The organism is Streptomyces sp. NPDC026500, from assembly GCF_055567635.1.
In genome coordinates, this window is the sequence record NZ_JBVHQB010000002.1 from 178,718 (window position 1) to 204,488 (window position 25,771).

The 25,771-nt window shown below is 69.8% G+C and carries 27 protein-coding genes; 16 read left to right on the plus strand and 11 right to left on the minus strand.

Going from position 1 to position 25,771, the window contains the following annotated elements; translation table 11 throughout:
- The first annotated feature begins 98 nt into the window (after positions 1–98).
- The 6 genes from ACZ4N5_RS03885 to ACZ4N5_RS03910 all read left to right on the plus strand — a co-directional run bounded on the left by ACZ4N5_RS03885 (position 99) and on the right by ACZ4N5_RS03910 (position 3,945).
- A complete protein-coding gene (locus ACZ4N5_RS03885) occupies positions 99–302 on the plus strand; it encodes a hypothetical protein (RefSeq protein WP_355847610.1) in 204 nt (67 codons plus the stop codon).
- A gap of 38 nt (positions 303–340) precedes the next feature.
- Complete coding sequence (locus tag ACZ4N5_RS03890; RefSeq protein WP_467755873.1) at positions 341–904, plus strand: pilus assembly protein TadG-related protein; 564 nt, start codon at positions 341–343, stop codon at positions 902–904.
- 15 nt (positions 905–919) lie between these two features.
- Positions 920–1,510 (plus strand): hypothetical protein, encoded by a 591-nt coding sequence (locus ACZ4N5_RS03895; protein WP_467755535.1) that lies wholly within the window; start codon positions 920–922, stop codon positions 1,508–1,510.
- Between the two features lie 3 nt (positions 1,511–1,513).
- Complete coding sequence (locus ACZ4N5_RS03900; protein ID WP_467755536.1) at positions 1,514–2,161, plus strand: OmpA family protein; 648 nt, start codon at positions 1,514–1,516, stop codon at positions 2,159–2,161.
- A gap of 85 nt (positions 2,162–2,246) precedes the next feature.
- Complete coding sequence (locus ACZ4N5_RS03905) at positions 2,247–3,029, plus strand: dihydrofolate reductase family protein (protein ID WP_467755537.1); 783 nt, start codon at positions 2,247–2,249, stop codon at positions 3,027–3,029.
- A 40-nt stretch (positions 3,030–3,069) separates the two neighbouring features.
- Entirely contained in the window at positions 3,070–3,945 is an 876-nt protein-coding gene (locus ACZ4N5_RS03910; protein WP_467755538.1) for an LLM class flavin-dependent oxidoreductase, read from the plus strand.
- A 122-nt stretch (positions 3,946–4,067) separates the two neighbouring features.
- Here the strand turns inward: ACZ4N5_RS03910 and ACZ4N5_RS03915 are convergent, their stop codons facing one another.
- Positions 4,068–4,580 (minus strand): DinB family protein, encoded by a 513-nt coding sequence (locus ACZ4N5_RS03915; protein ID WP_467755539.1) that lies wholly within the window; start codon positions 4,578–4,580, stop codon positions 4,068–4,070.
- Positions 4,581–4,665: 85 nt separating this feature from the next.
- Between ACZ4N5_RS03915 and ACZ4N5_RS03920 the strand changes: the two genes are divergently transcribed.
- Complete coding sequence (locus ACZ4N5_RS03920; protein WP_467755540.1) at positions 4,666–5,454, plus strand: class I SAM-dependent methyltransferase; 789 nt, start codon at positions 4,666–4,668, stop codon at positions 5,452–5,454.
- A 221-nt stretch (positions 5,455–5,675) separates the two neighbouring features.
- Here the strand turns inward: ACZ4N5_RS03920 and ACZ4N5_RS03925 are convergent, their stop codons facing one another.
- The 3 genes from ACZ4N5_RS03925 to mgrA form a co-directional block, all read right to left on the minus strand.
- A complete protein-coding gene (locus ACZ4N5_RS03925; protein ID WP_467755541.1) occupies positions 5,676–6,827 on the minus strand; it encodes a winged helix DNA-binding domain-containing protein in 1,152 nt (383 codons plus the stop codon).
- A gap of 359 nt (positions 6,828–7,186) precedes the next feature.
- The gene (locus ACZ4N5_RS03930) at positions 7,187–7,531 is read right to left on the minus strand and encodes a DUF192 domain-containing protein (RefSeq protein WP_467755542.1); all 345 of its coding nucleotides are present in this window, start codon (positions 7,529–7,531) and stop codon (positions 7,187–7,189) included.
- A gap of 407 nt (positions 7,532–7,938) precedes the next feature.
- Positions 7,939–8,976 carry an L-glyceraldehyde 3-phosphate reductase gene (mgrA, locus tag ACZ4N5_RS03935; RefSeq protein ID WP_467755543.1) on the minus strand — a complete coding sequence of 346 codons (1,038 nt, stop codon included), beginning with the start codon at positions 8,974–8,976 and terminating at the stop codon, positions 7,939–7,941.
- Positions 8,977–9,120: 144 nt separating this feature from the next.
- Here mgrA and ACZ4N5_RS03940 point away from each other — a divergent pair, with 144 nt between their 5' ends.
- The 4 genes from ACZ4N5_RS03940 to ACZ4N5_RS03955 all read left to right on the plus strand — a co-directional run bounded on the left by ACZ4N5_RS03940 (position 9,121) and on the right by ACZ4N5_RS03955 (position 14,215).
- Complete coding sequence (locus ACZ4N5_RS03940) at positions 9,121–9,894, plus strand: isoprenyl transferase (protein ID WP_467755544.1); 774 nt, start codon at positions 9,121–9,123, stop codon at positions 9,892–9,894.
- Between the two features lie 320 nt (positions 9,895–10,214).
- The gene (locus tag ACZ4N5_RS03945; RefSeq protein ID WP_467755545.1) at positions 10,215–11,540 is read left to right on the plus strand and encodes a PhoH family protein; all 1,326 of its coding nucleotides are present in this window, start codon (positions 10,215–10,217) and stop codon (positions 11,538–11,540) included.
- Positions 11,541–11,949: 409 nt separating this feature from the next.
- Complete coding sequence (locus ACZ4N5_RS03950) at positions 11,950–12,666, plus strand: aggregation-promoting factor C-terminal-like domain-containing protein (protein ID WP_467755546.1); 717 nt, start codon at positions 11,950–11,952, stop codon at positions 12,664–12,666.
- A gap of 136 nt (positions 12,667–12,802) precedes the next feature.
- Positions 12,803–14,215, plus strand: a complete 1,413-nt coding sequence (locus tag ACZ4N5_RS03955; protein ID WP_467755547.1) for an AI-2E family transporter — start codon at positions 12,803–12,805, stop codon at positions 14,213–14,215.
- 136 nt (positions 14,216–14,351) lie between these two features.
- Here the strand turns inward: ACZ4N5_RS03955 and ACZ4N5_RS03960 are convergent, their stop codons facing one another.
- Both ACZ4N5_RS03960 and ACZ4N5_RS03965 read right to left on the minus strand, forming a co-directional pair.
- Entirely contained in the window at positions 14,352–14,885 is a 534-nt protein-coding gene (locus ACZ4N5_RS03960) for an alkyl hydroperoxide reductase (RefSeq protein WP_467755548.1), read from the minus strand.
- A 6-nt stretch (positions 14,886–14,891) separates the two neighbouring features.
- Positions 14,892–15,446 (minus strand): peroxiredoxin, encoded by a 555-nt coding sequence (locus tag ACZ4N5_RS03965; protein ID WP_467755549.1) that lies wholly within the window; start codon positions 15,444–15,446, stop codon positions 14,892–14,894.
- Between the two features lie 173 nt (positions 15,447–15,619).
- Here ACZ4N5_RS03965 and ACZ4N5_RS03970 point away from each other — a divergent pair, with 173 nt between their 5' ends.
- The 4 genes from ACZ4N5_RS03970 (at position 15,620) to ACZ4N5_RS03985 (ending at position 18,809) form a co-directional block, all read left to right on the plus strand.
- Positions 15,620–16,633 (plus strand): LysR substrate-binding domain-containing protein, encoded by a 1,014-nt coding sequence (locus ACZ4N5_RS03970; protein ID WP_467755550.1) that lies wholly within the window; start codon positions 15,620–15,622, stop codon positions 16,631–16,633.
- Between the two features lie 178 nt (positions 16,634–16,811).
- Positions 16,812–17,870, plus strand: a complete 1,059-nt coding sequence (locus ACZ4N5_RS03975) for a MarR family transcriptional regulator (protein ID WP_467755551.1) — start codon at positions 16,812–16,814, stop codon at positions 17,868–17,870.
- Between the two features lie 53 nt (positions 17,871–17,923).
- Positions 17,924–18,376: a roadblock/LC7 domain-containing protein gene (locus ACZ4N5_RS03980; protein WP_467755552.1), complete on the plus strand. Its 453-nt coding sequence runs from the start codon at positions 17,924–17,926 to the stop codon at positions 18,374–18,376.
- Between the two features lie 4 nt (positions 18,377–18,380).
- Entirely contained in the window at positions 18,381–18,809 is a 429-nt protein-coding gene (locus ACZ4N5_RS03985; protein WP_467755553.1) for a hypothetical protein, read from the plus strand.
- A 69-nt stretch (positions 18,810–18,878) separates the two neighbouring features.
- Here the strand turns inward: ACZ4N5_RS03985 and ACZ4N5_RS03990 are convergent, their stop codons facing one another.
- From ACZ4N5_RS03990 to ACZ4N5_RS04010, 5 genes are all read right to left on the minus strand, one after another.
- Entirely contained in the window at positions 18,879–21,212 is a 2,334-nt protein-coding gene (locus ACZ4N5_RS03990) for an ABC transporter permease (RefSeq protein ID WP_467755554.1), read from the minus strand.
- Complete coding sequence (locus ACZ4N5_RS03995) at positions 21,209–21,907, minus strand: ABC transporter ATP-binding protein (RefSeq protein WP_467755555.1); 699 nt, start codon at positions 21,905–21,907, stop codon at positions 21,209–21,211. The genes ACZ4N5_RS03990 and ACZ4N5_RS03995 overlap by 4 nt, the downstream gene beginning before the upstream one ends.
- Complete coding sequence (locus ACZ4N5_RS04000; RefSeq protein ID WP_467755556.1) at positions 21,904–22,431, minus strand: PadR family transcriptional regulator; 528 nt, start codon at positions 22,429–22,431, stop codon at positions 21,904–21,906. Before ACZ4N5_RS04000 ends, ACZ4N5_RS03995 begins: the two co-directional genes overlap by 4 nt.
- A gap of 204 nt (positions 22,432–22,635) precedes the next feature.
- Positions 22,636–22,899: a type II toxin-antitoxin system antitoxin gene (locus ACZ4N5_RS04005; protein ID WP_467755557.1), complete on the minus strand. Its 264-nt coding sequence runs from the start codon at positions 22,897–22,899 to the stop codon at positions 22,636–22,638.
- Positions 22,896–23,153, minus strand: coding sequence for a hypothetical protein (locus tag ACZ4N5_RS04010; RefSeq protein ID WP_467755558.1), 258 nt, complete (start codon positions 23,151–23,153; stop codon positions 22,896–22,898). The genes ACZ4N5_RS04005 and ACZ4N5_RS04010 overlap by 4 nt, the downstream gene beginning before the upstream one ends.
- A gap of 249 nt (positions 23,154–23,402) precedes the next feature.
- Here ACZ4N5_RS04010 and ACZ4N5_RS04015 point away from each other — a divergent pair, with 249 nt between their 5' ends.
- Positions 23,403–25,724 carry a transglycosylase domain-containing protein gene (locus tag ACZ4N5_RS04015; protein WP_467755559.1) on the plus strand — a complete coding sequence of 774 codons (2,322 nt, stop codon included), beginning with the start codon at positions 23,403–23,405 and terminating at the stop codon, positions 25,722–25,724.
- Positions 25,725–25,771 lie beyond the last annotated feature (47 nt).

A 25,771-nucleotide genomic window follows, 5' to 3' on the forward strand; every position in this document is an offset into this window, starting at 1 on the left:
ACAGCCGAGAAGTTGGGCCCCTGGGCCCACCCGGAGTAGGCGCCTTCTCACGTACGGTGCTCGGGTCGTTAGTGGCATCGGCCGGGAGGGCAGTCCTGATGAACAGGTTCACCATGTGGACACGAACGGTGATCTCCCGGACGCGGGGCACGAACCGGGACGCGGGGGCGGGGTTCGTGGAGTACGCGGGCCTGATGATCATCATTGCGGGGATCTTCACGTTGATCGACCAGATCGGTCTGGACGGGTTGATCTCCACCGCGATCAGGAACGCGGTCACCCAGGTCACCGGCGGCGGCTGAGCCGACCGGTCCGCGACGACCGGGGGCAGACCCTTCCCATATATATCTGGCTGACGGGGATTCTGCTCTTCGCCGCATTCGCCTTCTTCGCCTTCGCCCAAGCAGCGTCCGCCCGCAATGGAGCTCAATCCGCGGCGGACGCTGCTGCGTTGGCGGCCGCACAGGACTCCCGAGACGAGCTGATGGCCGGGTTGACGGGAGCCGTCGGCACGGACGACCACTGGCTGGACTGGCTCAACGGCGACAAGTTCCAAGGCGTGGGAGCGTCCGCCGCGGCCGACCGGCTGGCCGCCGAGAACGACTCGACGGTGCGAGGCGGTGCCCAACCCGCCATCGTGAACGGATTCCCCGGCTATCGCGTGGCGATCGAGACCCGCTACACGGTGGGCGACTCGATCATCCCGGGCACGGAGAACCGTCACGCCACGGCCCAGGCGACGGCAGTCATCCAGCCTCGCTGCACCTTCGCCACCGACGCGGATCCCAAGAAGCTCGTGCAGCTGGACTGCGGCGGGCGCATTGTGGACATCGATCCCGAACATTTCAATTCGGACGACCTTCCCGACGCGTCCGTGCTGTTCTCTGTGCATCTGGCCGAGTGAGAGGAAGCCGTACCGATGGATCTCCGGCACACCATGAAGGGCCGCAGGGCCATGGCCGCGGTGGCGATCACGACTGGATTGCTCCTCACGGTGTCCGGGTGCGGCGGGGGAGACGGCGGCGGCAAGCCGACGGCGGACTCGTCGTCCTCCCAGCCGGGCAAGGGGGGCGGCGACGGCGCGAAGGCGTCGCCGACAGCGAGCCAGGACCAGATACTGGCCGAGGTCAAGGGTGACGACGTGACGCTCACGATCACCTCGGCCGTGCGGGACCAGGGTGGATTCGTGACGGTGAGCGGGACGGTGACCAACGGTGGCGGCCAGTTCTGGGTCGCCGCGAACTGGCGGGGCGACGAGCGTGAGTTGAGCCGGAACGGCGCCTCCGTGGCCGGAGCCTCCTTGACCGACAGCAAGGGCAAGAAGAAGTACCTGGTTCTGCGAGACACCCAAGGGCGCTGCCTGTGCACCAAGTTCGACGGCGGTGGTGTGGACGCCGGTAAGTCGGCCGAATGGTTCGCCCAATTCCCCGCACCCCCCGCCGACACCACCGCCGTCGACTTCCAGGTCGGCTCCATGCCACCCGCCTCCATCGAGATCTCCGAGGGCTGAGCCATGGCCCTCCCGCCCCGCGGCGCCGCGACGACGTTCACGGCCCTCGCCGTGCTGATCACCCTCGGCCTTCCGGGTCCCGCGTACGCGGACGGCGGCGACCCCAGCGCCCCGCCCGGCAGCGTCACCACTCCTTCGCCCCCCGAAGTCGACGCCACCAGCCCGGGACTCAAGCTCGCCGACGGTGCGACGCTGGCGCCCGCCAAGGTGCTGGACATCAAGTCGGTCGTGGAGGACCTGGGGGGTGAGGAGCGCCGGGAGGACACCAACTCGGACGTGACCTTCGCGCTCCAGGCGGAGGTCCTCTTCCCCAAGGACAGCTCGAAACTGAACCCGGAGTCCCAGTCCCGTATCCAGGCGATCGCGGACGAGATCAAGGCCCAGCACGCGACGACGGTCCGCGTGTTCGGATTCACCGACAACCTCGGCTCGTACGCGCACGGTCTGACCCTCTCCAAGAACCGCGCGGAACAAGTGCACGACCGGCTGGCCGCCGCGCTCGGTTCCGCGGAGGCGGACATCACCTTCGAGGTGCGCGGCTACAGCGAGGACTACCCGATCGCCGACAACACCTCGGAGCAGGGCCGCCGCAAGAACCGCCGTGTGGAGGTGACCTTCCCGAGGGGCCCGGCCAACGGGAACAGCGCCTGACGCGCGCGTCACCCTCTCCGGTGCCCGGCCTCCTGGCAGCATGCCCCCGACGAACGGGTCGCGCACGAGGTCGATGGAGTCCGCCATGAGGAAGATCGTGTTGATGATGTCGGTGTCCCTCGACGGATTCATCGAGGGCCCGAACCGCGAGATCGACTGGCACCGCGTCAACACCGAGATGCTCCAGCACTTCAACGAGGAGATCAGGGAGTTCGGCGCCCTGCTCAGTGGACGGGTGACGCACGAGCTGATGGCCGAGTACTGGCCGACGGCCGACAAGGACCCGCAGCTCAGCCCGGAGATGGCCGAGTTCGCCGGAATCTGGCGGAACATGCCCAAGGTGGTGTTCTCGCGGACGCTCAGACGCGCCGAGTGGCACACCACGGTCGTACCGGAGGTCGTGCCCGAGGAGATCCGGGCGCTCAAGGCGCAGCCGGGCGGCGACCTCGGACTCGGGGGCGCCGATCTCGCCGCGTCGTTCCTGCGGCACGACCTCGTGGACCAGTTCAGGCTGTACGTCCACCCCGTGCTGATCGGGCGGGGTAAGCGGCTCTTCCCGGAGTCCGAGACCCTGACCGGGCTCCGTCTCATCGAGACGCGGGTCTTCGGCAACGGCGTCGTACTCCTGCGCTACGAGCGCGACACCTCCACCGACACCGACACGTCTGCCGAAACCGACACCGAACCCCCCGCCGACACCCACACCTCCGCCGACTCCGGCGCCGCCTCCACCGACACCGCCTCCTCCGGCACTGACACCACCGGCACCGGCACCGACAGCGCCTCCACCGGCACCGAAAGCGCTGCCCCCGACACCACCGCCGACACCTCCGACACCTCCGACACTTCCGACCCCGACGACGCGTAAAGCGGTTGTCCCTGGCGGGTGACCTGGGTAGGAAGGCCGCATGACGTCACTCGGTGTTGTCTTCCGGCCCCAACTGCCCCCCGAGCGGCTGCGTGCGCTGGCGCGCGAGGCGGAGGAGGCGGGTCTCGAGGAACTGTGGCTGTGGGAGGACTGTTTCCTCGAAGGGGGCATCTCCGCCGCCGCGGCCGCACTCGCCTGGACCGAGCGCCTGCGGGTGGGAGTGGGACTGCTGCCCGTCCCGCTGCGGAACGTCGCCGTCACCGCGATGGAGGCCGCCACCCTGCACCGGCTGTTCCCCGGGCGAGCCGTCCTCGCCGTCGGCCACGGCGTCCAGGACTGGATGGGACAGGTCGGGGCGCGGGCCGAGTCGCCCGTGACGTTGCTGCGTGAGCACCTCGACGCGCTGCGCGCCCTGTTGCGCGGCGAGCGCGTGACCACCGACGGACGGTACGTGAAGCTCGACGGAGTCGCCCTCGACTGGCCGCCCGCCGAGGCGCCCGAGGTCCTCACCGGTGCCACCGGGCCCCGTACGCTCCGCCTCGCCGGTGAGGCCGCCGACGGCACCGTCCTCACCGCCTCGACCACCGTCGACGGGGTACGGCGGGCCCGTCGGCTCATCGACGAGGGACGGCAGGCGGCCGGACGGACGGCCGGACGCCACCGGGTGGTCGTCTATCTGCACACCGCCACCGGGGCCGACGCCGCCGCCCGGCTGCGCGCCGAGATCGAGGCCAACGGCGAGGACCCCGTCCCGGAACACGGCGTCGCGGGCGACGCGGACACCGTCGCCAAGGCCGTCCAGCGGCTCGCGGACGCCGGCGCCGACACGGTGGTTCTCCAGCCCACCGCCGACGAGCCGGACCCCGAGGGCTTCGTCCGCTTCGCGGCCGGACAAGTACGCCCGCTGCTCGCCTAGGACGACCCGCCCGATCGGTCATGACGCAGGAGACCGACCGGCCCGGCCGGTCAGCCCGACCGGCCCCCCGGCCAGCCCGGCCGGTCGGACCGGTGAGTCGGCCAGTTGGTCGACCCGGCCGGTCAGCGGGGCCGGTGATCCCCCGTTCCCCCGTCGATCAGCTCCCGCACGATGTCCATGTGGCCCGCGTGCCGTGCCGTCTCCTCGATCATGTGGACCAGCACCCAGCGCAACGAGACCGTCCGGCCGCTCCCCGTCGTGCCCACGTCGTCGAGCGCCAGCTCGGTGACGATCCGGTCGGCGGCGGTGCGGGCGCGGCCGTAGAACTCGACGATCCGCTCCGTCGTCTCGTCCAGGCCCGCGCTCATGTCCTCGTCGGAGAAGGGGTCGAACCACAGCGGCTCGACCTCGCGGCCGAAGGCCGAGCAGAACCAGCCGTACTCGACGGACGCGAGGTGTTTCACCAGTCCGAGCAGATGGGTGCCGGACGGGGTCATCACTCGTCTGACCTGCTCGTCGTCCAGGCCCTGGAGCTTCCACAGCACGGCGTCCCGATGCCGGTCGAGACTGGCGTGCAGGATTTCCTTCTCGCCGCCGGTGTACGGCGTCGGCGTGGCTCCCGGATTCGCAGGCATGCCCGGAACGTAGCAGCGGCCACTGACATCACCCGCCCGGGAAATCCCATCGCCCCGCGACCGCGTCCGTTGCGAGAATCGCCCCATGAGCACCGCGCGCACCTTCGAAGACCTCGTCGCCGAAGCCGAGACGGCGTCCGTCGACGGCTGGGACTTCTCCTGGTTCGAGGGCCGGGCCACCGAGGAGCGGCCCTCGTGGGGGTACGCGCGGGGGATGAGGGAGCGGCTGGCCCGCGCGCGCGGCGCCCTCGACATCCAGACGGGCGGCGGGGAGGTCCTGAACTCCGCCCCGAAGCTGCCCGCGCTCACCGTCGCCACCGAGGGCTGGCCGCCGAACGTCGCGAAGGCCGCCGCCCTGCTCCACCCCCGGGGCGCCGTGGTGGTCGCCTGCCCGGAGGACGCGCCGCTGCCGTTCGCGGCCGGGGCCTTCGACCTGGTCACCAGCCGGCACCCGGTGGCGACGTACTGGGACGAGATCGCTCGCGTGCTGTGCCCCGGCGGCACCTATTTCTCCCAGCAGGTCGGCCCCGCGAGCGTCTTCGAGCTCGTCGAGCGCTTCCTCGGCCCGCAGCCCGAGGAGGTCAGGAACGGCCGCGACCCGGGCCGCGCCCGCGCCGCCGCCGAGGCCGCCGGGCTCGACGTCGTCGATCTGCGCTCGGAGCGGCTGCGCATGGAGTTCCACGACGTCGGCGCCGTCGTCCACTTCCTGCGCAAGGTGATCTGGATGGTCCCGGGCTTCACCGTCGACGCCTACCGGCAAAGGCTCCGCGCCCTGCACGAACAGATCGAGACGCAAGGCCCGTTCGTCGCACACAGCGCCCGCTTCCTGATCGAGGCACGCAAGCCCCGGGGGACCGCAGACCCGCAGGACTAGCCACCACGCGGGCCCCGGAGGACCGCAGACCCGCAGGCCCAGCCACCGCGCGAGCGTCCCGCGACCACGCCGCGGCCCTGCTGCCGGTCCTGCGAATCCGTGACCACGCCCGCGGTCCGCCGCCAGCCACACGACCCCGCGGTCAGGCAAACGGCCCCGCCGTCACCCACGCACCCCCGCCGTCACCCACGCACCCCTGCCGTCACCCCGCACATCCGCCGTCACGCATGCGGCCCCGACGTCACTTTCCCGACCACCAACTCCGGTGTCGCCTCCAGGATTTCGCCCACCCGTGCCACCTGTCGTGCCAACTCCCTCTCCTGTGCCGCCGTCAGCCGTACCAGCGGCTCCACGGTGACCGTCGTGCGGCGTCCGCTGCGCCGCTGGTGCCAGACCCCGGACACCACGCCGTCGACGAGCAGCACCGGATGGTTCCCCGCCTGGCCGCGGGCCAGCGCCCGCTCGTAGGCGGTTCCGGGGAACAGCAGTTCACGCGGCCGGCAGCCGACGCCGTACGCGTCGAAGTACGGCAACAGCCGGACTCCGCGCGCCGGTTCACCCGGGAAGTCGCTGTCGCCCGCCGCCACCCACGCCGGTCCGCCCGCGAAGTCGACCTCTTCGATCACCCCGGCTTCGGCCAGCGCGGCGAACAGGTCGCGGGCCCAGCCCCGGGGAGCCGCCGCCCACTGGGCGAAGTGCGCCGCCGTCGCCGGACCGTAGGCGCGCAGATGCCGGCGTACGAGCAGGGAGAGTGCCTCGTCGGCGGCCATCGGCCGGAAGTGCGGAGGCCGGGTGTACGTCACCTTGCGCCCCCGGTTGGGGCCGAGGCACGGGGCGCCCCGCTGGCCCGCCCGGTGCATCACCTGCCGCCAGCGCGGCCACATCCCCTGGAACGCGGGCATCACCAGGTCCCCGGCCCACGGTCCGGTGCGCGCCACGACCGCCTCGCTCAGCTCGTCGATGGTCAGCGAGGTGCCGGTCAGGGCGTCGGCGATCGCGGCGACGACCTCGTCGGCCTGCGCCGCGGTCATCCGCGCATCTTGCGCGAAGGGGCTCGGACCGGTCGGAACAGCCGTCAAAGCGGCGGCCCAGAAGGAGAGTCCGGCGGCCGGCAGCAGATGAAGGGTGCCGCGCGGGCCGTACGTCTTCACCAGCGAGCGCTCCTCCCACAGCGCCGCGCGGACGTCCGCCCGGGTCACGCCCTCGGCGCGTACGCCCACCGACACCTCTGCCGCCGACAGCACCTGCGCGTGGGCGCCGAGCATCGCGCCGACCACCTCGGCGACCGGTGTCCCGGCCCGCGCGGGAACGGACAGGAACTGCCGGTCCAGGCGCCGGGCGCTCGCCTCGTCCCATGTGATCCTCAAGGTCATACGGCCGACGCTAGACGGGAAATAGGTCAGCTCCAGTCCGCTGTGCGCAGGTCCGGCGAGGCGCGCAATGCGGGCGAACGGGCTGATCGACGCGCGCCTGAGCAGATTGACCGAAAGCATCCCATTGAGGGGAGCTCGGCGTGAGATGTCCGTCCGGATGACGGACGCAGGCCGGTCGGGCGTCCTCGCGGCGCGCGGCACATCCGCACGGGTTTTCCACATCGTTATCGAGCGTCTGTCGCCCTGAATGTTTGGCTCACGTAAGTTCAGACCAAGGTAATTCGCGTCAGCAAAGCTGCGCGTGTGGCACCGCGCAGAGGAGGGGGCTGCGCGGTGCTGCCTTGCCCGGTGACGTGCTGTCAGCCGTCCTGGACCGTGATCCGCGCCCCGCGCCGCACTCCCCATCCCCGCATCGCCCCGGCCTCCGCCTCCAGGACCTGCCGGGCTCGCGGCCGCGGCAGTCCCATCCGGCCCGGACGCATCGTGCGCACCGCCAGGACCCGCGACGACCGGTCCAGATAGGCGACGTCGATCGCGAACCGCATCCCCAGCGTGTGCACCGAGTTCGCCGGTGCCAGCAGCAGCGCTCCCTCGATCCCGGAGCGCCCGAGCAGTCCGCGCCGCCGGGCGCGCGCCGACGTGGCGAGCTCCAGGGGCACCGGCTCGGTCGTCCCCTCCGTCGTGTCCGTCGTGAACGTGGCCATGGGTGCGAAGTTAGCGGCGGAGTCAAGCGGGAGCGCGCCATGCCGATCACTCGCCCGGAGTACCGGGGGACAAGTCGGCGCCACGCCCCACAAGCGGCCGCAGACCCATTGGATCTCTCCCGATCCTCCGCGATTCCCTTTGAATCAGCTGCGATTCGGCCATGATCACACCCGGAATCGATGGTTCCGCGCTCACCGTGGCGTCGCCGGGCGACTTCGGAGAGTAGTTGTGGCACGCGGATGCACGCAGCATCACTTACGAAGGGTTATGGTGGAAACCCCCCCTCGGGCCGGTCCGTCTCCCCCCCACGGACCGGCCCGTTTTTTGTGTCCGCGACGGCCCGCGCGGCAGGCGCCCCTGTGCGCCCCCCGGACGGACCGCCTCGTGCGGCGGGGAATTCGGTGACTCAGTGCCGTTGGGCCCAGATGTTCGTGCCCTGTGTCGACACCGCGAACGTGTCGATCTCCCTCAGCTCCTCCTCCGTGAGCTTCGGCGCCGCCAGCGCCGCCACGTTCTCCTCCAGCTGCCGCACGCTGGACGCGCCGATGAGGGCGGAGGTCATCCGCTCGTCGCGCAGCACCCAGGTGAGCGCGAGCTGGGCGAGGGACTGGCCGCGCCGGGCCGCGATGTCGTTCAGCCCGTTCAGCCGGCGTACGACGTCGTCGCTCAGCAGGTCAGGGTCCAGCGACTTCCCCTGAGTGGCGCGCGAGCCCTCCGGGATGCCCTGGAGGTACTTGCCGGTCAGCATGCCCTGTGCGAGCGGAGCGAAGGAGATGCAGCCCATCCCGGCCGCCTCCAGCGTGTCGAGCAGGCCGTCGTCCTCGGTCCAGCGGTTGAGCATCGAGTACGAGGGCTGGTGGATGAGCGGACGGACACCCATCCCGGTGAGGATCCGGGCCGCCTCCGCCGTCTGCTCGCTGCTGTACGAGGAGACGCCGACGTACAGCGCCTTGCCCTGCTGGACGGCGGACGCGAGCGCGCCCATCGTCTCCTCCAGCGGGGTGTCCGGGTCGAAGCGGTGCGAGTAGAAGATGTCGACGTGGTCGACGCCCAGCCGCCGCAGTGACGCGTCCAAGGAGGACAATAGGTACTTGCGGGAGCCCCACTCGCCGTAGGGGCCGGGCCACATGTCGTAGCCCGCCTTGGTCGAGATGACCAGCTCGTCCCGGTAAGGGGCGAAGTCCTCCTTCAGCAGCTTGCCGAAGTTGATCTCCGCGGAGCCGGGCGGCGGCCCGTAGTTGTTGGCGAGGTCGAAATGGGTGACGCCGAGATCGAAGGCGCGGCGCAGGATCGCTCGCTGGGAGTCCAGCGAGCGGTCGTCGCCGAAGTTGTGCCACAGGCCGAGCGAGATCGCGGGCAGCTTGAGGCCGCTGCGGCCCGTACGCCGGTATTCCATCGAGTCGTACCGCTCCGTTGCGGCCCGGTACAGAGAGGGGTCGTTCATGGGGACGAACCTATGTCAGGGTGCACAGGGCCCTCGGCAGCTGCCGCGTTTCACGGGGGTAGGCTTCGCCCCGGGGGACCGCCATATGGACAGGGACTGTGCTCGGGCGCGGCTGTCCGATCCGCACGGAGGGGCTGACAACACGTGACCTTGCGCGACAACCTGCGCCGTCTGCTGGTCAGGTTCTATGCACGCAGGGTGGAAGGCCACCTCGACCACGACCAGGTGCCCAAGCACATCGGCGTCATCATGGACGGCAACCGGCGCTGGGCGAAGGCGGCGGGCTCCACCACCGCCCAGGGCCATCGGGCCGGAGCCGACAAGATCGGGGAATTCCTCGGCTGGTGCTCCGAGACCGACGTCGAGGTCGTCACCCTCTGGCTGCTGTCCACCGACAACTTCGACCGTCCGCAGGAGGAGCTCGGTCCGCTCCTCGGCATCATCGAGGGCGTCGTCCGCACCCTGGCCGCCGACGGCCGCTGGCGGGTGCACCACGTCGGCACGCGGGACATCCTGCCCGCCGCGATGCAGTCGGCGCTCAAGGAGGCCGAGGAGGCCACCGCACACGTCGAGGGGATAGTCGTCAACGTCGCCATCGGCTACGGCGGCCGCCAGGAGATCGCCGACGCGGTGCGCTCGATGATCCTCGACGCCGCCGACAAGGGCACCTCGATGGAGGACCTCGCGGACCGCGTCGACGTCGACCTCATCGGCAAGCACCTCTACACCGGTGCCCAGCCCGATCCCGACCTGGTGATCCGCACCAGCGGCGAGCAGCGGCTGTCCGGATTCATGCTCTGGCAGACCGCTCACTCCGAGTACTACTTCTGCGAAGTCTTCTGGCCCGCCTTCCGCAAGGTCGACTTCCTTCGCGCCCTGCGTGACTACGCGGCGCGACACCGTCGTTACGGAGGCTGAATTCCGGGGTGCCCCGCGTTGCCCGGGGCACCCTGCGGGGACGTACGTCATCGGGAGTTAACGAACGCGCCGTCATATGCCGTGGCATGGCTTCGCCGGTTCGAGGGCATAAGCCTTGCAGGTCGACACCCGAACCACGGGTGTCGTATCTCAGCGGACGGCTCGGGGCCGTCCGCCCGGGAGGCCCTTTGCACCAGCCCGACCGTGCGGTCAGTACGGACGAAGCGGAGGGCCGGTTTTCGGCCCGCGCATCGGTGCCGGAAACCGGTCCAGATCTCCTTCGTCGCTCCCCGACCTCATCCGAGGGGGTACGTCCTTCCGTGGTGACCAGCACAAAGCGCCACAAGCCAGACCGGCGCACCTATGTTCTCGACACCAGCGTTCTGCTGGCCGACCCGAATGCCCTGAGCCGCTTCGACGAGCATGAAGTAGTGCTCCCGATCGTCGTGGTCACGGAGCTGGAGGCCAAGCGGCACCATCCCGAACTCGGCTACTTCGCCCGGCAGGCCCTGCGTCTGCTCGACGAGTTCCGGGTCCGGCACGGCCGCCTCGACTCCCCGATTCCCGTCGGGGACCTCGGCGGGACGGTGCGCGTCGAGCTCAACCACTCGGACCCCAGCGTCCTGCCCAGCGGGTATCGCCTGGGGGACAACGACTCCCGCATCCTCGCGGTCGCCCGCAACCTGCAGGCCGAGGGGTACGACGTCACCGTCGTCTCGAAGGACCTGCCGCTCAGGATCAAGGCGTCCTCCGTGGGTCTCCTCGCCGAGGAGTACCGCGCGGAGCTCGCCATCACGGGCTCCTCCGGCTGGACCGGAATGTCCGAACTGAACCTGGCAGGCGAGCAGGTGGACATCCTCTTCGAAGAGGGACACGTCCATGTCCCCGAAGCGGCCGGCCTGCCCGTGCACACGGGTCTGACGATCCAGTCGGAGCGCGGCAAGGCCCTCGGCCGTGTCACCTCCGAGGGCGACGTCCGGCTCGTACGCGGGGACCGTGAGGCGTTCGGCATCAAGGGCCGCAGTGCCGAGCAGCGCATCGCGCTCGATCTGCTGCTCGACCCGGACATCGGGATCGTGTCGATGGGCGGCCGGGCCGGCACCGGCAAGTCCGCGCTCGCGCTCTGCGCGGGCCTGGAGGCCGTCCTCGAACGCCGCCAGCACCAGAAGGTGATGGTCTTCCGGCCGCTGTACGCGGTGGGCGGGCAGGAGCTCGGCTATCTGCCCGGCTCCGAGTCCGAGAAGATGAGCCCCTGGGCCCAGGCGGTGTTCGACACGCTCTCAGCGGTCACCAGCCGCGAGGTCATCGAGGAGGTCACCGCGCGCGGCATGCTGGAGGTTCTGCCGCTCACGCACATCCGTGGCCGCTCGCTCCACGACGCGTTCGTGATCGTGGACGAGGCCCAGTCCCTGGAAAGGAACGTCCTGCTGACCGTTCTGTCCCGGATCGGCGCCAATTCGCGGGTTGTTCTGACCCACGATGTGGCGCAAAGGGACAATCTGCGCGTCGGGCGCTACGACGGGGTGGTCGCCGTCGTAGAGAAGTTGAAGGGCCATCCGCTCTTCGCGCACGTCACACTGAATCGTTCCGAGAGGTCCCAGATTGCGGCACTCGTGACCGAAATGCTGGAGGACGGGCAGATCTGATCCCAGGTGTCCCACCTGGTCAAAGGGTGGTTGATACACGCTGGTTGGCGCCGTCCGGCAAAGGCGAAAAGCCTAGCCGGGCGGCGTCTTGCTGCGCTGGCGTTTCCGGGAAACAGCTGTGGCAAACGGGGTGTGAGCTTTCACACGCGACGCGGAATTGCCGTGCGGCGTCGGGTTACGGCTAAAGTCTCACTCCTGTCAGGCCCCGCATACGACACACCTGTACCCCCAGCGGTACGGCAACACCGGAACCTCAGAACTCCATAGAGCCGTCGTATGCCGCCCGCGCACCACGCGGCGCTCCCCGAGCGGGAGTTGCCCACCGGGCCCGTGTCTCCCCGTGACCCCGCAGTTGGGAGGCCAGCGCCGAGGGGCACGATTGCGTCCGCGAGGGTCACCTAAACGGGCGATGCTGGAAGGAAACCGTGTGAGCCGGATTTCGGTCCGGGGATTCGCAGTGGCTTCGGCCACGGCGGTCACCGCTGTCGGAAGCGTGGTCGGAGTTGCCTCGGGCAGCGTCGCCCAGCCCTCGAACGATGCCGAGGCGACGGCGAGCGACTCGACTCTCCTCGCAGACATACCTGCGGGCCAGCAGGCCCAGGTGCAGACCGCGTCACTGACGCAGCAGGCCGATGCCCAGGCCATCGCCGCGGACGCGAGCGCCAAGAAGGGCGCCGAGGAAGCCGCCCGCAAGCAGGCGGCCGACGACGCGGTCGCGAAGCAGAAGGCTGCGGCGAAGGCCGAGAAGGAAGCCAAGGCTCGCAAGGCGGCCGCGGAAGCGGCCAGCCGCTCCGCGACGCGTGACGCCTCCAGCTTCTCCGTCCAGGCCTCGTACACCGTCGCGCAGATCCAGGCGATGGCGGCCCAGATGGTGCCGAGCGGCCAGTTCCAGTGCTTCAGCAACATCGTGAACCACGAGTCGAGCTGGAACTACCGGGCTGTCAACGCCTCCTCGGGTGCCTACGGTCTCTTCCAGGCCCTGCCCGGCTCCAAGATGTCGTCCGTCGGTTCCGACTGGCAGACGAACCCGGCCACGCAGATCAAGTGGGGCCTCAACTACATGAACAGCCGGTACGGCAGTCCTTGTGACGCATGGTCGTTCTGGCAGGCCAACAGCTGGTACTAGGCTCCACGCCTACCGCCGGCCGCTCAACCTTGCGAAGCCCCTCCCCGTCCTAGGGGGAGGGGCTTCGGCCATGTACGGTCGGACCCGACGACTCCAGGGGGGAGTGGTGGGGAGCAGCGGGGGAAAAGGACGTTTCATGTCGCGTGTACCAGGATGGCTCGGCAGGATCGGCGCCGGACTCACCGAGCTGGGTGAGCGGTTGGACGAACGCCGCGCCGAGGTCGAGCTGGAGTCCCAGGGACCCTTCGACGGCGAGGGCGTCTTCGACGCGCGCGCTCCCCTGGACGCTCCCGGCACTCTCCCGGAGGCTCCCGAGTCCCCCAAGGACTCGATGGCGGACGCCGAGCCGTCCGCCCTCCCGGTCCAGCGTCCTTCCGAGGAGACGCCCGCGACAGCCGCGTACGTCGTGACGTCCCAGCGTCCCGACCCCGCCCTCGCGGTGCCGTGGGGGGTGCGCGTCGCCGCCGAGGCAGGCTGGCGGCTGCTCATCCTCGCGGGCACCGTCTGGGTGCTGATGCGGGTCATCAGCGCCGTGCAACTGGTGGTGCTGGCCTTCGTTGCCGCGCTGCTCATCACCGCGCTGCTCCAGCCGACGGTGGCCCGGCTGACGCGTTACGGGGTGCCGCGCGGGCTCGCCACCGCGCTCACCGCGATCCTCGGCTTCGTCATCATGGGGCTGATCGGCTGGTTCGTGGTCTGGCAGGTCCAGGAGAACATCGACAACCTCTCCAACCAGATCCAGGACGGCATCGACGAGCTGCGCAAGTGGCTCCTCAAGGGCCCGTTCCATGTGACGGACAAGCAGATCAACAAGATCGCGAAGAATCTCCGCGAGGCGATCGGCGCGAACACGGACCAGATCACGTCGGCGGGCCTGCAGGGTGTGACCGTGGTCGTCGAGGCCCTCACGGGCATCCTGCTCACGATGTTCTCGACCCTCTTCCTGCTCTACGACGGCAAGCGGATCTGGGAGTGGTCGCTCAAGCTCGTCCCAGCCGCCGCCCGGACCGGGGTCGCGGGCGCCGGCCCGCGCGCGTGGCGCACGCTCACGGCGTACGTCCGCGGCACGGTGCTGGTGGCCATGATCGACGCGATCTTCATCGGACTGGGCATCTACTTCCTCAAGGTCCCCATGGCCGTGCCGCTCGCCGTCTTCATCTTCCTCGGCGCGTTCATCCCGTTGGTGGGCGCGGTGATCTCCGGGGCGCTGGCGGTGGTGGTCGCGCTGGTGACCCAGGGCGTCTTCACCGCCGTCATGACCCTCCTCGTGGTCCTCGCCGTCCAGCAGATCGAGGGCCACATCCTGCAGCCGTTCATCCTCGGCCGCGCGGTCCGCGTCCACCCCCTCGCGGTGGTCCTCTCGGTCGCCGCGGGCGGCATGGTCGCCGGCATCGGCGGAGCGGTCGTCGCGGTCCCGCTGGTCGCGGTGACCAACACGGTGGTCGGGTACCTGCGTTCGTACGCCCGCGAAGCGGATCTGCGCCATGCCCCGGAGCCCCGGGGCGCCACCGCGCTGGACGCGTCACCGGCCCACCGTCTGACGCCGTAGAACATCCCGCCCCGCCGCAGTCCTGCGGGCGGACCCGGGTTCCCGGGGACGACAACACTCGGGGCCCCGCCCACCACACAGGTGAACGGGGCCCTGAAAGTTCAAGCCGGCCTGGACCGGCCGGGGCGCGCGAGGACTACTCGGCGAGAACCGCCTCGGCGTCCAGCGTGGCACCGACCGCCTGGAGGACGGCCGCGATCTTGAACGCCTCCTGGATCGTCTCCCGGTCGACGCCCGCCTTGCGGAGCACCTGCTCGTGCGAGTCGAGGCACTGACCGCAGCCGTTGACGGCGGAGACGGCGAGCGACCACAGCTCGAAGTCGACCTTGTCCACGCCCGGGTTGCCGATGACGTTCATCCGCAGGCCGGCCCGCAGTGTGCCGTACTCCGGGTCGGAGAGCAGATGCCGTGTCCGGTAGAAGACGTTGTTCATCGCCATGATCGCGGCGGCCGACTTGGCGGCCGTGTACGCCTCGGGCGACAGCTGGGCCTTCGCCTCCGGCTCCAGCTCACGCAGCACGCGCGGTGAACGCGACGCGATCGCGCAGGCCAGCACCGTGCCCCACAGCTGCTGCTGCGGGAGATCGCTGTTGCCGATCACCGAACCGAGGTTCAGGCGCAGGTCCTTGGCGTAGTCCGGTACGGCGGACTTCAGTTCGTCGAGGGACATGGAAGGTCACTCACCGGCCAGCAGGGCGACCGGGTCGAGGGTGTTCTCGCCCTTGGTCCAGTTGCACGGGCAGAGCTCGTCCGTCTGGAGAGCGTCCAGGACCCGCAGGACCTCCTTGGGGTTACGGCCGACGGAGCCGGCGGTCACCATGGAGAACTGGATCTCGTTGTTCTGGTCGACGATGAAGACGGCGCGCTTGGCGAAGCCGTCCTCCCCCTCGATGCCGAGGTCACGCATGAGCTCGTGCTTCGAGTCGGCCATCATCGGGAAGGGCAGGTCACGCAGGTCGTCGTGGTCCTTGCGCCAGGCGTGGTGCACGAACTCGGAGTCGCCGGAGAAGCCGAGCACCTGCGCGTCACGGTCGGCGAACTCGTCGTTCAGCTTGCCGAAGGCCGCGATCTCGGTCGGGCACACGAAGGTGAAGTCCTTGGGCCACGCGAAGACGATCTTCCACTTGCCCTCGTAGGTCTTGTGGTTGATCTGCTCGAACTCCTGGCCCTTCTCCAGCGAGACGCAGGCGGTCAGGTCGAACTCGGGGAACTTGTCACCGACAGTGAGCACGTGCTCTCCTTGCAGCAAGGGATAGCCCTTTTTGGGGGCATTTCCCTGGGGGTTGGACGAACTTGATGTTGGCACAGGCGGCATTGATTCGGGAAATAGCTACACTCGGTCTTGTTGATCGGGTGCGACTATCAGTGACACACAGTGAACCGACGCGGAGTGAGAGGTGGGCCATGGCGAGCCCCATCGGCGCGACGGGTTCGGCCCTCGGCAGGGCGGGATCCGTCGGCAGGGCGGGCGGCAAGGGGGGCGGGCGCCGCAGCCCCAGCTTCGCGCAGCTGCGCGCCTTCACCGCCGTGGCCGAGCATCTGCACTTCCGTGACGCGGCCGCCGCGATCGGCATGAGCCAGCCCGCGCTGTCCGGCGCGGTCTCCGCCCTGGAGGAGATCCTCGGGGTGACCCTGCTGGAGCGTACGACCCGCAAGGTGCTCCTGTCGCCCGCCGGCGAGCGTCTCGCCGTACGCGCGAAGGCGGTGCTGGACGAGGTCGGCGCGCTGATGGAGGAGGCGGAGGCCGTGCGCGCGCCGTTCACCGGGGCGCTGCGGCTCGGTGTCATCCCCACCGTCGCCCCGTACCTCCTGCCCACCGTCCTGCGGCTCGTCCACGACCGCTACCCCGACCTCGACCTCCAGGTGCACGAGGAACAGACGGCCAGCCTGCTGGACGGCCTCACCCTCGGACGGCTCGACCTGCTGCTGCTCGCGGTCCCCCTCGGTATGCCCGGTGTCGTGGAACTCCCTCTGTTCGACGAGGACTTCGTGCTGGTGACGCCGCTCGACCACTGGCTCGGCGGCCGGGAGGGCATTCCGCGCGAGGCGCTGCGCGAACTCCGTCTGCTGCTGCTCGACGAGGGCCACTGCCTGCGCGACCAGGCCCTGGACATCTGCCGTGAGGCCGGGCGCGCGGACGCCCCCGTCACCACCACCGCCGCGGGCCTGTCGACCCTCGTCCAACTGGTCGCCGGAGGCCTCGGGGTGACCCTGCTGCCGCGTACCGCCGTCAAGGTGGAGACGACCCGGAGCAATCAGCTCCTCACCGGGTACTTCGCGGATCCGGCGCCCACCCGGCGGATCGCGCTCGCGATGCGGGCGGGTGCCGCGCGGGGCACGGAGTACCAGGAACTGGCCGCGGCCCTTCGCGAGGCACTGCGTCCTTTGCCCGTAAGGGTGTTGGGCGCGGAGGTCTGAACTGCCGTACAGAGTCGGTCATTCGAACGACCGATGAAGTCTCTCGGCAGGCGGGATATTTCAACTTCCGTCAGGTAGTGCGACTCTCGCTGGGATATCCGCCCCGGCTGATACACATACCCCCTCAGGGTGACTCGTCAGGCGTCTGTACGAAGTGGCGGAAGTTCCAAGGGGAGTGATGTCGGGCATTCGGGATTCCCTTGGCAGGGTCGGATACGACCTGCTGTCGCGCGCGCTGAGCGAATGCCAGGGCACCCGGGCGACGGGGAAGCTGCGGGTCTCCGGAAAGCCCGGGGGAGTCTTCCATCTGCGTGACGGCTGTGTCGTCGCCGTCGAAAGTCCGGGCGCCCCCGGTCCCGAGGCGCGGCTGCTGCGGTCCGGCCGTATCAGCGGTGAGCAGTGGGCCGAACTGCTCCGGGAGGCCGGCGGCACCCGCTGGCCGGAGGCCGGGCTGATCGCGCACGGTTACGCGGGGGCCGCACAACTCCGGGTCGTCTGCATGATGGCGATGCAGGACGCGGCGTTCGCCGTCGTGGCCGGTGACGTGGAGGCGTGCGACCCGCTGGACGCCGCCTTCGAGCCGTACGCGCCGGTCGCCCTCGGGGAGGCGCCGACGCGGTTGCTTCAGGACGCGGCGAGGAAGCTCGCGGCCGTCGCCGCCCTGCCGCAGCCCGTACGACCGGACCGCGAGCGCCCGGTGCCCGTGCCGGTACCGGACGAGATACGCGAGCAACTTGCGCCCCCGCACAAGGAGTTACTGGCCCACGCCGACGGCCGTCGGACCGCCCGTGACATCGCCTTCGCGACCGGACTCGGCGCCTACACCGTGACGGTGGGGATGGCCCGCATGCTCGGCGAGGGTCTGCTGGTACTGCCGGATGAGCCCGAGTCCGCCGCTCAGGTCACCGTGCGGGATCTGCCGACCGGAGGGCTGCGGCAGCGGGCGTCCGGCGCCCCGCCCGCGATGGACCCCACGGTGTTCTCGGCCCTGTCCTCCGCGGTGGCCGCCGGACAGGCCACGGCGCCGGAGCCCCGGCCGGTGCCCGGCCCGCGGCCCGGGGAGAGCGCTCCGGCCCTGCCCCGGAGAGAGCCCGGCGCGAATGCTCCGTCCTTGCCCCGCCGTGAGCCCGGCGCGAGCGGAATCACCGAAACGCTCGCGCCCGAAAGGACCGGAGCGAGCTGGAAAGGATTCTTTCGACTCCGGCACCGGATCTGGACCCCGGACTCCGGTACGTGAAACCGCATGCCTGTCATCGATCAAATGCGCACAATAATCAGGGAGTTCAATACATGAATCACGAGGCACTGGCCAGGGAAATGAGAGGGCTCCGGGAACAGGTGCCCGGAATCACCGATACGGCGGTGGCGGCAGCCGACGGAATGCTCATCGCGGCCGACACCGCCGACACCATCGACCCCGAGAGCCTCGCCGCGATCGCCGCCGCGGGCCTCGGCATCGCGCGCCGCGCGACCGCGGTGACCGGCCGGGGCGCGTTCCGGCAGACCGTGACCTACGGCAGCCAGGGCCTCGCGGCCTTCTACGCGGTCGGTGACACCGCGCTCATGATCGTCCTCGGCGACGAGGGCATCGACCTGGAACGGCTCCACGAACACACCCGGCCGGCCCTCGGCCGTATCGGTTCGATTCTCGCCGGGGCCGGCCCCGACCCGCTCGCCGGGACCCCGACCGCGCCCGACGCGCTCGTCGGAGCCGTGACCGAAACCGCGACCGAAGGGGTATGACGACATGGCCAGCAAACGAATGACGCCGGGGTTCTCCGACCAGATCATGGGCCTGGTCAAATCACTGCGCGCCGACGCCCCCGACTGCCTCGCCTCCGGAGCGGTCGACATGTCGACCGGAATGCTGCTGAGTTACGAGACCGTCGACAACCATCCGCCGGAGGTCCTGGACCTGCTCGCGGGCGCGACCCTCGACCTGTTCCAGGGACGTACGGTCCAGATGATCGAGGACGTCTTCAAGGAGCGCCGCGGCATCGAGTCCGAGTCGCACTTCTTCCAGGAGATCCTGGTCAACAGCGACAACCTCACGCATCTGTTCATCCGCATGAGCGACCAGCAGGACGTGGTCGCCGTCGTCGTGTGCCGCAAGTCGGTCAACGTGGGCATGCTCTTCGCCCAGGTCCGCCGTGTTGTGAAGGAGTACAGCCACTGAACGCGGACCGGTGGCCCTCCCGGACGGGGAGGGCCACCGGCTGCGGCGCCGCCGTGTCCGGCGGGCGCCCTACTCCGTGCGCAGTCCGTCCGGCCGCATCAGCCGGATCAGCGGCGGCAGGCTGAGCAGGGTCACCAGGAGTACGACCCCGGCGCCGATGCCGGTCATCGACAGCACGCTCGCCCAGTCCACGCTCACTCGTGTGCCCGTCATCTTGAGCAGGACCGTGCCGAGGGTGAGGCCCACGATCGACGCGAGGACGAGCCCCAGGGTGATCGGGATCGCGGTCTGCCACAGCACCGACATGCTCAGCGTGCGGCGCCGGGTGCCGAAGGCGACCAGTGCCGACAGCAGCTTCTTGCGCTCGCGCAACTGCTCCAGCTGGGAGATCAGCAGGCTCGCGCCGATCAGCACGAGGACGCAGGTCGCGCCGACGAACAGGCCCGTGCGGATGGACGTGAACTTCTTGGACTGGATCGTCGCGGTCCACGTCTCGGGGTCGGCCAGCGGGTCGAGTCGTGCCGAGCTGTTGCGGACGAACTCACGGACGTCCGGCACCGACTCGTCGAGCCGCAGGAAGACCGTTCCCCGCACCGTCGAAGCGGCCTGCGGGGGCAGCGCGCCGGGCGTGAACAGGAAGCCTCCGCGCTCCTCGCCGGACGGGTCCGTGCGCGAGTCCGCCCGCTTGACGCCCTTCGGCACGGTCCAGGGAATCTCCTTCCCCTGGCTGCCGGAACCGAAGGACGGGTCGAAGTAGAGCCTCTCGCCGGCCTTGTTCAGCTTCGCGGTGGACGAGTCCCACTTGGCGTCCCCCACCGCGAAGATGTCGCCGTCCTTGCAGGAGGGCAGCCGGGCCGCCTCCCGCAGGGCCGCGCAGTCGCCGACCGACACGGTCGACTGCTGCTCGGGCTCGTCGCGTCCGTCGCCCAGTTCGGTCCGTCCCAGGGCCGTCGTGTGCGTGACGCCCCTGGTCCGGGACATCAGCCGGACGGCCTCGGCCATGGGCACCCGGGCCGGCACCTGGACGGACATCTGGGCCCGGGCGAGATCCTGGGTGCTGACCTTGGTGTAGTCGTCGTCGACGCCGGCGAACAGCATCTGAAGGGCGATCGCGCCGGCCACCGCGACCGCAATGCCGTTCACCATGCGGGCAGCGGTGCCGCTGCTCAACTGAAGTCTGCGGATGGCCAGTTGCCAGGCCACACCGCCCGAGTTCAGCCGGGCGACGACCGCCTCGACCACCCAGGGCAGCAGCGCGGTGATGCCGACGAGCAGCAGCAGGACTCCGCCGATGACGAGGTACTGGTTGAAGTTCCCGTTGGACCGCCCCTGCCCGATCATCGGGTAGAGCATCGCGAGGCCGCCCAGCGGCAGCAGCAGGCGCCACCACAGTCGGCGCCGTGAAGGCCGCGCCGTGCGCACCACTCCGAGCGGTTCGATGACGACCCCGCGCAGCGCGAGGAGCGTCACCGCGACCGCGGCGGACGGGACCGCGAGGGCCACCAACACCACCAGCCCGGGCGTCGGGTTGAGGTCGCCGGGGAAGACGCTGATCCTGAAGACCATCACCAGGCCCGCGAGCTGACGCCCGATCAGGAAAAACCCCGCGCCGAGGGCCAGCCCGACCAGCGCTCCGGCCAGCGCCTCGCCGGCCGCGATCCGGCGCGTCATCCGTCCGTCCGCGCCGACCAGCCGCAGTGCCGCCAGCCGCCGGTCGCGCCGCTCGCCGCCGAACCGTACGGCCGCGGCGATGAAGACGCCGACCGGCATCAGCAGCACCACGAAGACGATGAGCACGAGCAGTACGAGGATGGGGTCCATCGCCTCCGACGGCCCGCTGTACCCGAACGAGTCGATGCGTTCGATCCGGCCGTTGGTCTCGCGGGTCGCGCTCAGGTTGTCGGCGCCCGCGTAGTAGGCGAGTTCGTGCGGGCCCACGAGCCCGCTGTCCGCGATGGTGCCGCTGACGCGGTAGCCGAGCCGGTCGCGCAGCAGCTTGCCGTCAGGAGACTTCAGCAGCCGGTCGAGAGCGGGCGAGACGACCATGTCGCCGACCGCGGGGAACGAGGACACGCCCGGCGGCAACGGCGCCCGCGCCCCTTCGGGTTCGAGCATCCGGCCGCGTACGTCCTCGTCGCGGAAGGTGGTGTCCGACGTCGCGATGAGCAACGTACGGTCGGACTTCTTCTTGATCAGCGAGCTGAACGTCATGTCGTTGCGGCCGCGTTCCCGCTCGTGCCGGGACGTCAGGGCGCTGGGGATCGCCGTGGTGAGCAGCAGCAGCGCCACCCCGAGCCCGACGCCGACGGCCGTCAGCAGGACGCGCACCCAGGCCTCACGGCCGCCGGTCACCGCGAACCTGGCGCCCATGGCGAGGTCGCGGGACCACTGGCGCGCACTCATACGATCCGCTCCATGTCCCTGGACCTGCCGTCCCGTACGACGACCTCGCGGTCCGAGTACGCGGCCACGCGCGCCTCGTGGGTGACGAGCACGACGGCGGCGTTCGTCGAACGGGCCGCGTCGGTCAGCAGCTCCATCACGCGCTCGCCGTTGAGGGAGTCGAGCGCGCCGGTCGGCTCGTCGGCGAACAGCACCCGGGGGCTGGTGACCAGTGAACGGGCGACGGCCACCCGCTGGCCCTGGCCGCCGGAGACCTCGCCCGGCCGCTTGTCCCTGAGGTCGTCGACCTCCAGCCGCTCCATCCAGGACAGCGCGGTGCGCTCGGCCTCCTTGCGGCCCGTGCCGTTCAGCCGCAGCGGCAGCGCGACGTTCTCGACACAGGTCAGCTCCGGTACGAGCTGGCCGAACTGGAAGACGAACCCGAACTCGGAGCGGCGCAGCGCACTGCGCTGGGCGTCGTTCATCGTCGCCATCTCGCGGCCGTTGTACGTGATCGAGCCGGAGTCGGGTGTGACGATCCCGGCGAGACAGTGGAGCAGGGTGGACTTGCCGGAGCCGGAGGGACCCATCACGGCGACGACCTCGCCGGGGTGGATGGAGAACGCGGCACCGTCCAGCGCGGTGGTCGGGCCGTATGTCTTGCGCAGCTCCGACGCGGTGAGCAGGGAACCCGGGGGAGGGGGTGTGGAGGTCATCGGGCCGTCACCGCCTCGGCGAGCTTCTCGAGGCGCGCGGCGGTCAGTTCCAGCCACCGCAGATCGGCCTCCAGATGGAAGAGGGCGTGGTCGCAGATCAGCTGATCGGCCAGGTCGCCCTTGCGCTTGCGTTCGGTCAGCATGCGCATCATCCGCAGATGTTCCGAACGCTGGGTGTCGAGGAGCTCGCTCGCGTCGCGGTGGGTCAGCAGGGCGAGGACGACCTTCGTGTACAGGGTCGACTGGAGGTACGGCTCGGGCGTCTCCGGCGTCGCGAGCCAGCGCTGTACGTCGGTGATCCCGGCTTCGGTGATCGCGTACCGCTTGCGCTCGGGCCCTTCGCCCGCCTCGATCCCGTCGATCTCGACGAGCCCGTTCTTCAGCAGTCGCGACATCGTCGAGTAGACCTGGCCGTAGTGCAGTGGCCGGTCGTGACCGAATTTCTCGTCGAAGGCCCGCTTCAGGTCGTAACCGTGGCGCGGCCCGGACTCCAGGAGCCCTAGGAGGGTGTGACCGATGGACATGCGAAGCACTCTACACACGGCGTATACATCATGTGTATACACACCGCGTATAGGTCGCTGGAAAGGGGCTCGGGGAGGGGGAACCGGCTGGTCACGGCCGATTGTCACGGTTCTGGAACCGGCCTGTCCTCGCGTTCGAGGGCGGGGCCTGTGGGCGGTGCAGGGGGGTAGTAGAGGAGCGGGGTGGTGCGGAAGACCGCCCGCCTACTCCTCCCGGCTCTCCGGCGGCTCCCCGGAAACCGGCGGCCGTCCCCGGCGGGGAATCGGTCCCGCGCCGCCGGGCAGGCGCCCGGACTCGGCCAGCGCGCGGCGCAGCAGGAACTCGATCTGCGCGTTGGCCGAGCGCAGTTCGTCGCCCGCCCACCGGGCCAGGGCCTCGTACACCAGCGGATCGAGCCGCAGCAGCACCTGCTTGCGCTCCTGCTGCGGCGGTCGGCGCGACGGGGTCCCCTCCGCGGGAGCCGTCACCGGTGGGGCTCTCTGTTCGGCCGGACTCCCGCCGCGCCGAGGGCGCACCGGGTGGCGCCGAGGGGTGGCCCGAGAAGGTCGGGGAGCGGTGCGAGCCCCCTGTCGATGCTGTGCGCGGCGAACTCCCGCACGTCGATGGCCTGCGCGGCGAACTCCCGCACGCGGGGTGCCGGCGTGTCGCGCACACCGCCCGGCGTCCCGGCGGCGGATACGCCCGGGGCGGGTGAGAAGTCATGGGAGGCGTGTGACGGCATGGAGGCTCCCCGCTTTCGCACGACACGACTTCCGCATATCTAACTGATATCACTTTACCGGTCATAGCAACCTTCCACCCGTCCCGCTCGTCGGATTCAGTGAGGCGGGTGCGTAAGGCGTGCTGATTGTCACGTCCGGAAAAGACCGGATCAGCCGCCCTTTGTCATAGCGCGCGGTGTTAGCTTTCTGAGCTGACCTGACCGACGAACTTGTGTGCCACACGAGAATGAAGCGGAGCGGATCGACCCATGGGACGAGCTGAAGAGAGACGAGCGCGGCAGGCGCAGGGCCACCGCGCGGCGCCCCAGCGCTCGTCGGGACATGAGTCGGCGGGCCCCGGGACCGGCACGAAGGCGGGTGGCAAGACCCGCCGTACCGGCATACGCCGGTTCGTGAACTGGAAGTCGGTCATCGGGAGCTTCCTCGGCTTCTGTCTGCTCGGCATGGGCGCCTTCATCGTGCTCTACATGGTCGTTTCCGTGCCCGAGGGCAACGCGGCCGCGAAGCGGCAGAGCAACATCTACAAGTACAGCGACGGCTCGATGCTCGCGCGCACCGGCAAGGTCAACCGCGAGATCGTCGACCTGTCCAAGGTGCCCAAGAGCGTCCAGAAGACCTTCGTCGCCGCCGAGAACAAGACCTTCTACAAGGACTCGGGCGTCGACCTCAAGGGCACCGCCCGAGGTCTGATCAACACCCTCTCCGGCAAGGGCAAGCAGGGTGGTTCGACGATCACCCAGCAGTACGTCAAGAACTACTACCTCAGCCAGGACCAGACCGTCACGCGCAAGCTGAAGGAAATGGTCATCTCGCTGAAGCTGGACCGCCAGACGTCCAAGGACGACATCCTCGCGGGCTACATCAACACCAGCTACTACGGCCGCAACGCGTACGGCATCCAGGCGGCGGCGCAGGCCTACTACCGCGTCGACGCCAGCGACCTCACGGTCGAGCAGGGCGCCTACCTCGCCTCGCTGCTCCAGGCTCCGAGCCAGTACGACTGGGCGGTCGCCTCGAAGACCGGCAAGAAGCTGGTCGTGGCCCGCTGGAACTACACCCTCGACAACATGGTCCAGCAGGGCTGGCTCGACTCGGGCAAGCGCGCGGCCATGAAGTTCCCGGTCCCCAAGGACCCCACGGGCGCCCCGGGCATGGAGGGCCAGACCGGCTACCTGGTGGAAGCGGCCAACAACGAGCTGGCCAAGCAGCTCGTCACGCAGGGCACCGCGGGGGACCTGAGTGTCGCCCACGCCATCATCGACCGCGGTGGCTGGACCATCACGCTCAACGTGGACAAGAGGAAGCAGGCCCTGCTGCTGAAGACCGTCAAGCAGCAGCTGACCAGCAAGCTGGACCCGAAGAAGCGCAAGGTCGACGCCAACATCCAGGCCGGTGCCGTGTCGGTCGACCCCAAGACCGGCAAGGTCCTCGCGATGTACGGCGGCAAGGACTACTTCAAGCACTACTTCAACAACTCGACGCGCCGTGACTACCAGGCCGCCTCGACGTTCAAGCCGATGATCTTCGCGGCCGCCCTGGCCGAGGAGGCCAAGACGCACTCCGGCGATCCGATCACCGCGAACACGATCTACGACGGCACCAACCGCCGGCCCGTCGTGGGCAGCGACATCGGCTTCGCGCCGCCGAACGAGGACGAGCACAGCTACGGTCCCGTCACCGTGCAGACCGCGATGAACAAGTCCATCAACTCCGTCTTCGCGCAGATGGGTGTCGACGTCGGCATGGACGAGGTGCTGAAGACCGCGGGCAAGCTCGGCATGAACACCAAGGGACTTCAGGCGGTGCCCGCCCAGACCCTCGGCTCCATGGGCGCGAGCCCGCTGGAGATGGCGGGCGCGTACGCCACGCTCGACAACCACGGCAAGAAGGTCACCCCGGCGCTCGTCGCCTCGGCCGAGCACAAGGACCGTACGGTCACGATGCCGGACCCGATCGGCGAGCAGGTCATCAGCGAGGAGGCCGCCGACACGGTCACCTCGGTGCTGACCGGCGTGGTCGACGACGGTACGGCCCGGGTCTCCGTGCGGAACAACCCGTCCCGTGACGGCCAGCAGGTCGCCGGCAAGACCGGTACCTCCGACAACAACAAGTCGGCCTGGTTCACCGGCTACACGCCGAACCTGGTCACCTCGGTCCTGCTGTTCGGTGAGGACGCGAAGACCCACAGCCAGGTCTCGATGAAGGGCGCCACGGGCCTCGTCCTGGAGGGCGGCCGTGTCAACGGCGGTGGCTACCCGGCGAAGATCTGGGCGGCGTACACCTTCGAGGCGATGGCCGGCCGGGTCAGCAAGTTCGACCTGAACACCACGTCGGGCGCGGCGGTGGCGCCGACCGAGCTGCCCACCTTCACCCAGACGCCGTCCAGCACGCCGTCCTCGACCCCGACCACCGAGGCACCGTCGACGGAGCCGCCCACCACGAGCGCTCCGCCGACCCCCACGACCGAGCCGACGACGACCGCGCCGACGACGACGAGCCCGCCCACACCGACGGGTTCGCCCAGCACCGCGGGCATCCCGGCCAATCCGTTCGACCAGACCGGCCAGTAGGGCCCGAGCGCGCAGGAAGGGGGCACCCGGAGTTCCGGGTGCCCCCT

What these genes read in the sequence shown, in the direction of transcription:
- ACZ4N5_RS03885 (WP_355847610.1), top strand. Translation starts at nt 99, where the DNA reads ATGAACAGGTTCACCATGTGGACACGAACGGTGATCTCCCGGACGCGG.
- ACZ4N5_RS03895 (WP_467755535.1), top strand. Translation starts at nt 920, where the DNA reads ATGGATCTCCGGCACACCATGAAGGGCCGCAGGGCCATGGCCGCGGTG.
- ACZ4N5_RS03900 (WP_467755536.1), top strand. Translation starts at nt 1,514, where the DNA reads ATGGCCCTCCCGCCCCGCGGCGCCGCGACGACGTTCACGGCCCTCGCC.
- ACZ4N5_RS03905 (WP_467755537.1), top strand. Translation starts at nt 2,247, where the DNA reads ATGAGGAAGATCGTGTTGATGATGTCGGTGTCCCTCGACGGATTCATC.
- ACZ4N5_RS03910 (WP_467755538.1), top strand. Translation starts at nt 3,070, where the DNA reads ATGACGTCACTCGGTGTTGTCTTCCGGCCCCAACTGCCCCCCGAGCGG.
- ACZ4N5_RS03915 (WP_467755539.1), bottom strand. Translation starts at nt 4,580, where the DNA reads ATGCCTGCGAATCCGGGAGCCACGCCGACGCCGTACACCGGCGGCGAG.
- ACZ4N5_RS03920 (WP_467755540.1), top strand. Translation starts at nt 4,666, where the DNA reads ATGAGCACCGCGCGCACCTTCGAAGACCTCGTCGCCGAAGCCGAGACG.
- ACZ4N5_RS03925 (WP_467755541.1), bottom strand. Translation starts at nt 6,827, where the DNA reads ATGACCTTGAGGATCACATGGGACGAGGCGAGCGCCCGGCGCCTGGAC.
- ACZ4N5_RS03930 (WP_467755542.1), bottom strand. Translation starts at nt 7,531, where the DNA reads ATGGCCACGTTCACGACGGACACGACGGAGGGGACGACCGAGCCGGTG.
- mgrA (WP_467755543.1), bottom strand. Translation starts at nt 8,976, where the DNA reads ATGAACGACCCCTCTCTGTACCGGGCCGCAACGGAGCGGTACGACTCG.
- ACZ4N5_RS03950 (WP_467755546.1), top strand. Translation starts at nt 11,950, where the DNA reads ATGCTGGAAGGAAACCGTGTGAGCCGGATTTCGGTCCGGGGATTCGCA.
- ACZ4N5_RS03955 (WP_467755547.1), top strand. Translation starts at nt 12,803, where the DNA reads ATGTCGCGTGTACCAGGATGGCTCGGCAGGATCGGCGCCGGACTCACC.
- ACZ4N5_RS03960 (WP_467755548.1), bottom strand. Translation starts at nt 14,885, where the DNA reads ATGTCCCTCGACGAACTGAAGTCCGCCGTACCGGACTACGCCAAGGAC.
- ACZ4N5_RS03970 (WP_467755550.1), top strand. Translation starts at nt 15,620, where the DNA reads ATGGCGAGCCCCATCGGCGCGACGGGTTCGGCCCTCGGCAGGGCGGGA.
- ACZ4N5_RS03975 (WP_467755551.1), top strand. Translation starts at nt 16,812, where the DNA reads ATGTCGGGCATTCGGGATTCCCTTGGCAGGGTCGGATACGACCTGCTG.
- ACZ4N5_RS03980 (WP_467755552.1), top strand. Translation starts at nt 17,924, where the DNA reads ATGAATCACGAGGCACTGGCCAGGGAAATGAGAGGGCTCCGGGAACAG.
- ACZ4N5_RS03985 (WP_467755553.1), top strand. Translation starts at nt 18,381, where the DNA reads ATGGCCAGCAAACGAATGACGCCGGGGTTCTCCGACCAGATCATGGGC.
- ACZ4N5_RS03990 (WP_467755554.1), bottom strand. Translation starts at nt 21,212, where the DNA reads ATGAGTGCGCGCCAGTGGTCCCGCGACCTCGCCATGGGCGCCAGGTTC.
- ACZ4N5_RS03995 (WP_467755555.1), bottom strand. Translation starts at nt 21,907, where the DNA reads ATGACCTCCACACCCCCTCCCCCGGGTTCCCTGCTCACCGCGTCGGAG.
- ACZ4N5_RS04000 (WP_467755556.1), bottom strand. Translation starts at nt 22,431, where the DNA reads ATGTCCATCGGTCACACCCTCCTAGGGCTCCTGGAGTCCGGGCCGCGC.
- ACZ4N5_RS04010 (WP_467755558.1), bottom strand. Translation starts at nt 23,153, where the DNA reads ATGCCGTCACACGCCTCCCATGACTTCTCACCCGCCCCGGGCGTATCC.
- ACZ4N5_RS04015 (WP_467755559.1), top strand. Translation starts at nt 23,403, where the DNA reads ATGGGACGAGCTGAAGAGAGACGAGCGCGGCAGGCGCAGGGCCACCGC.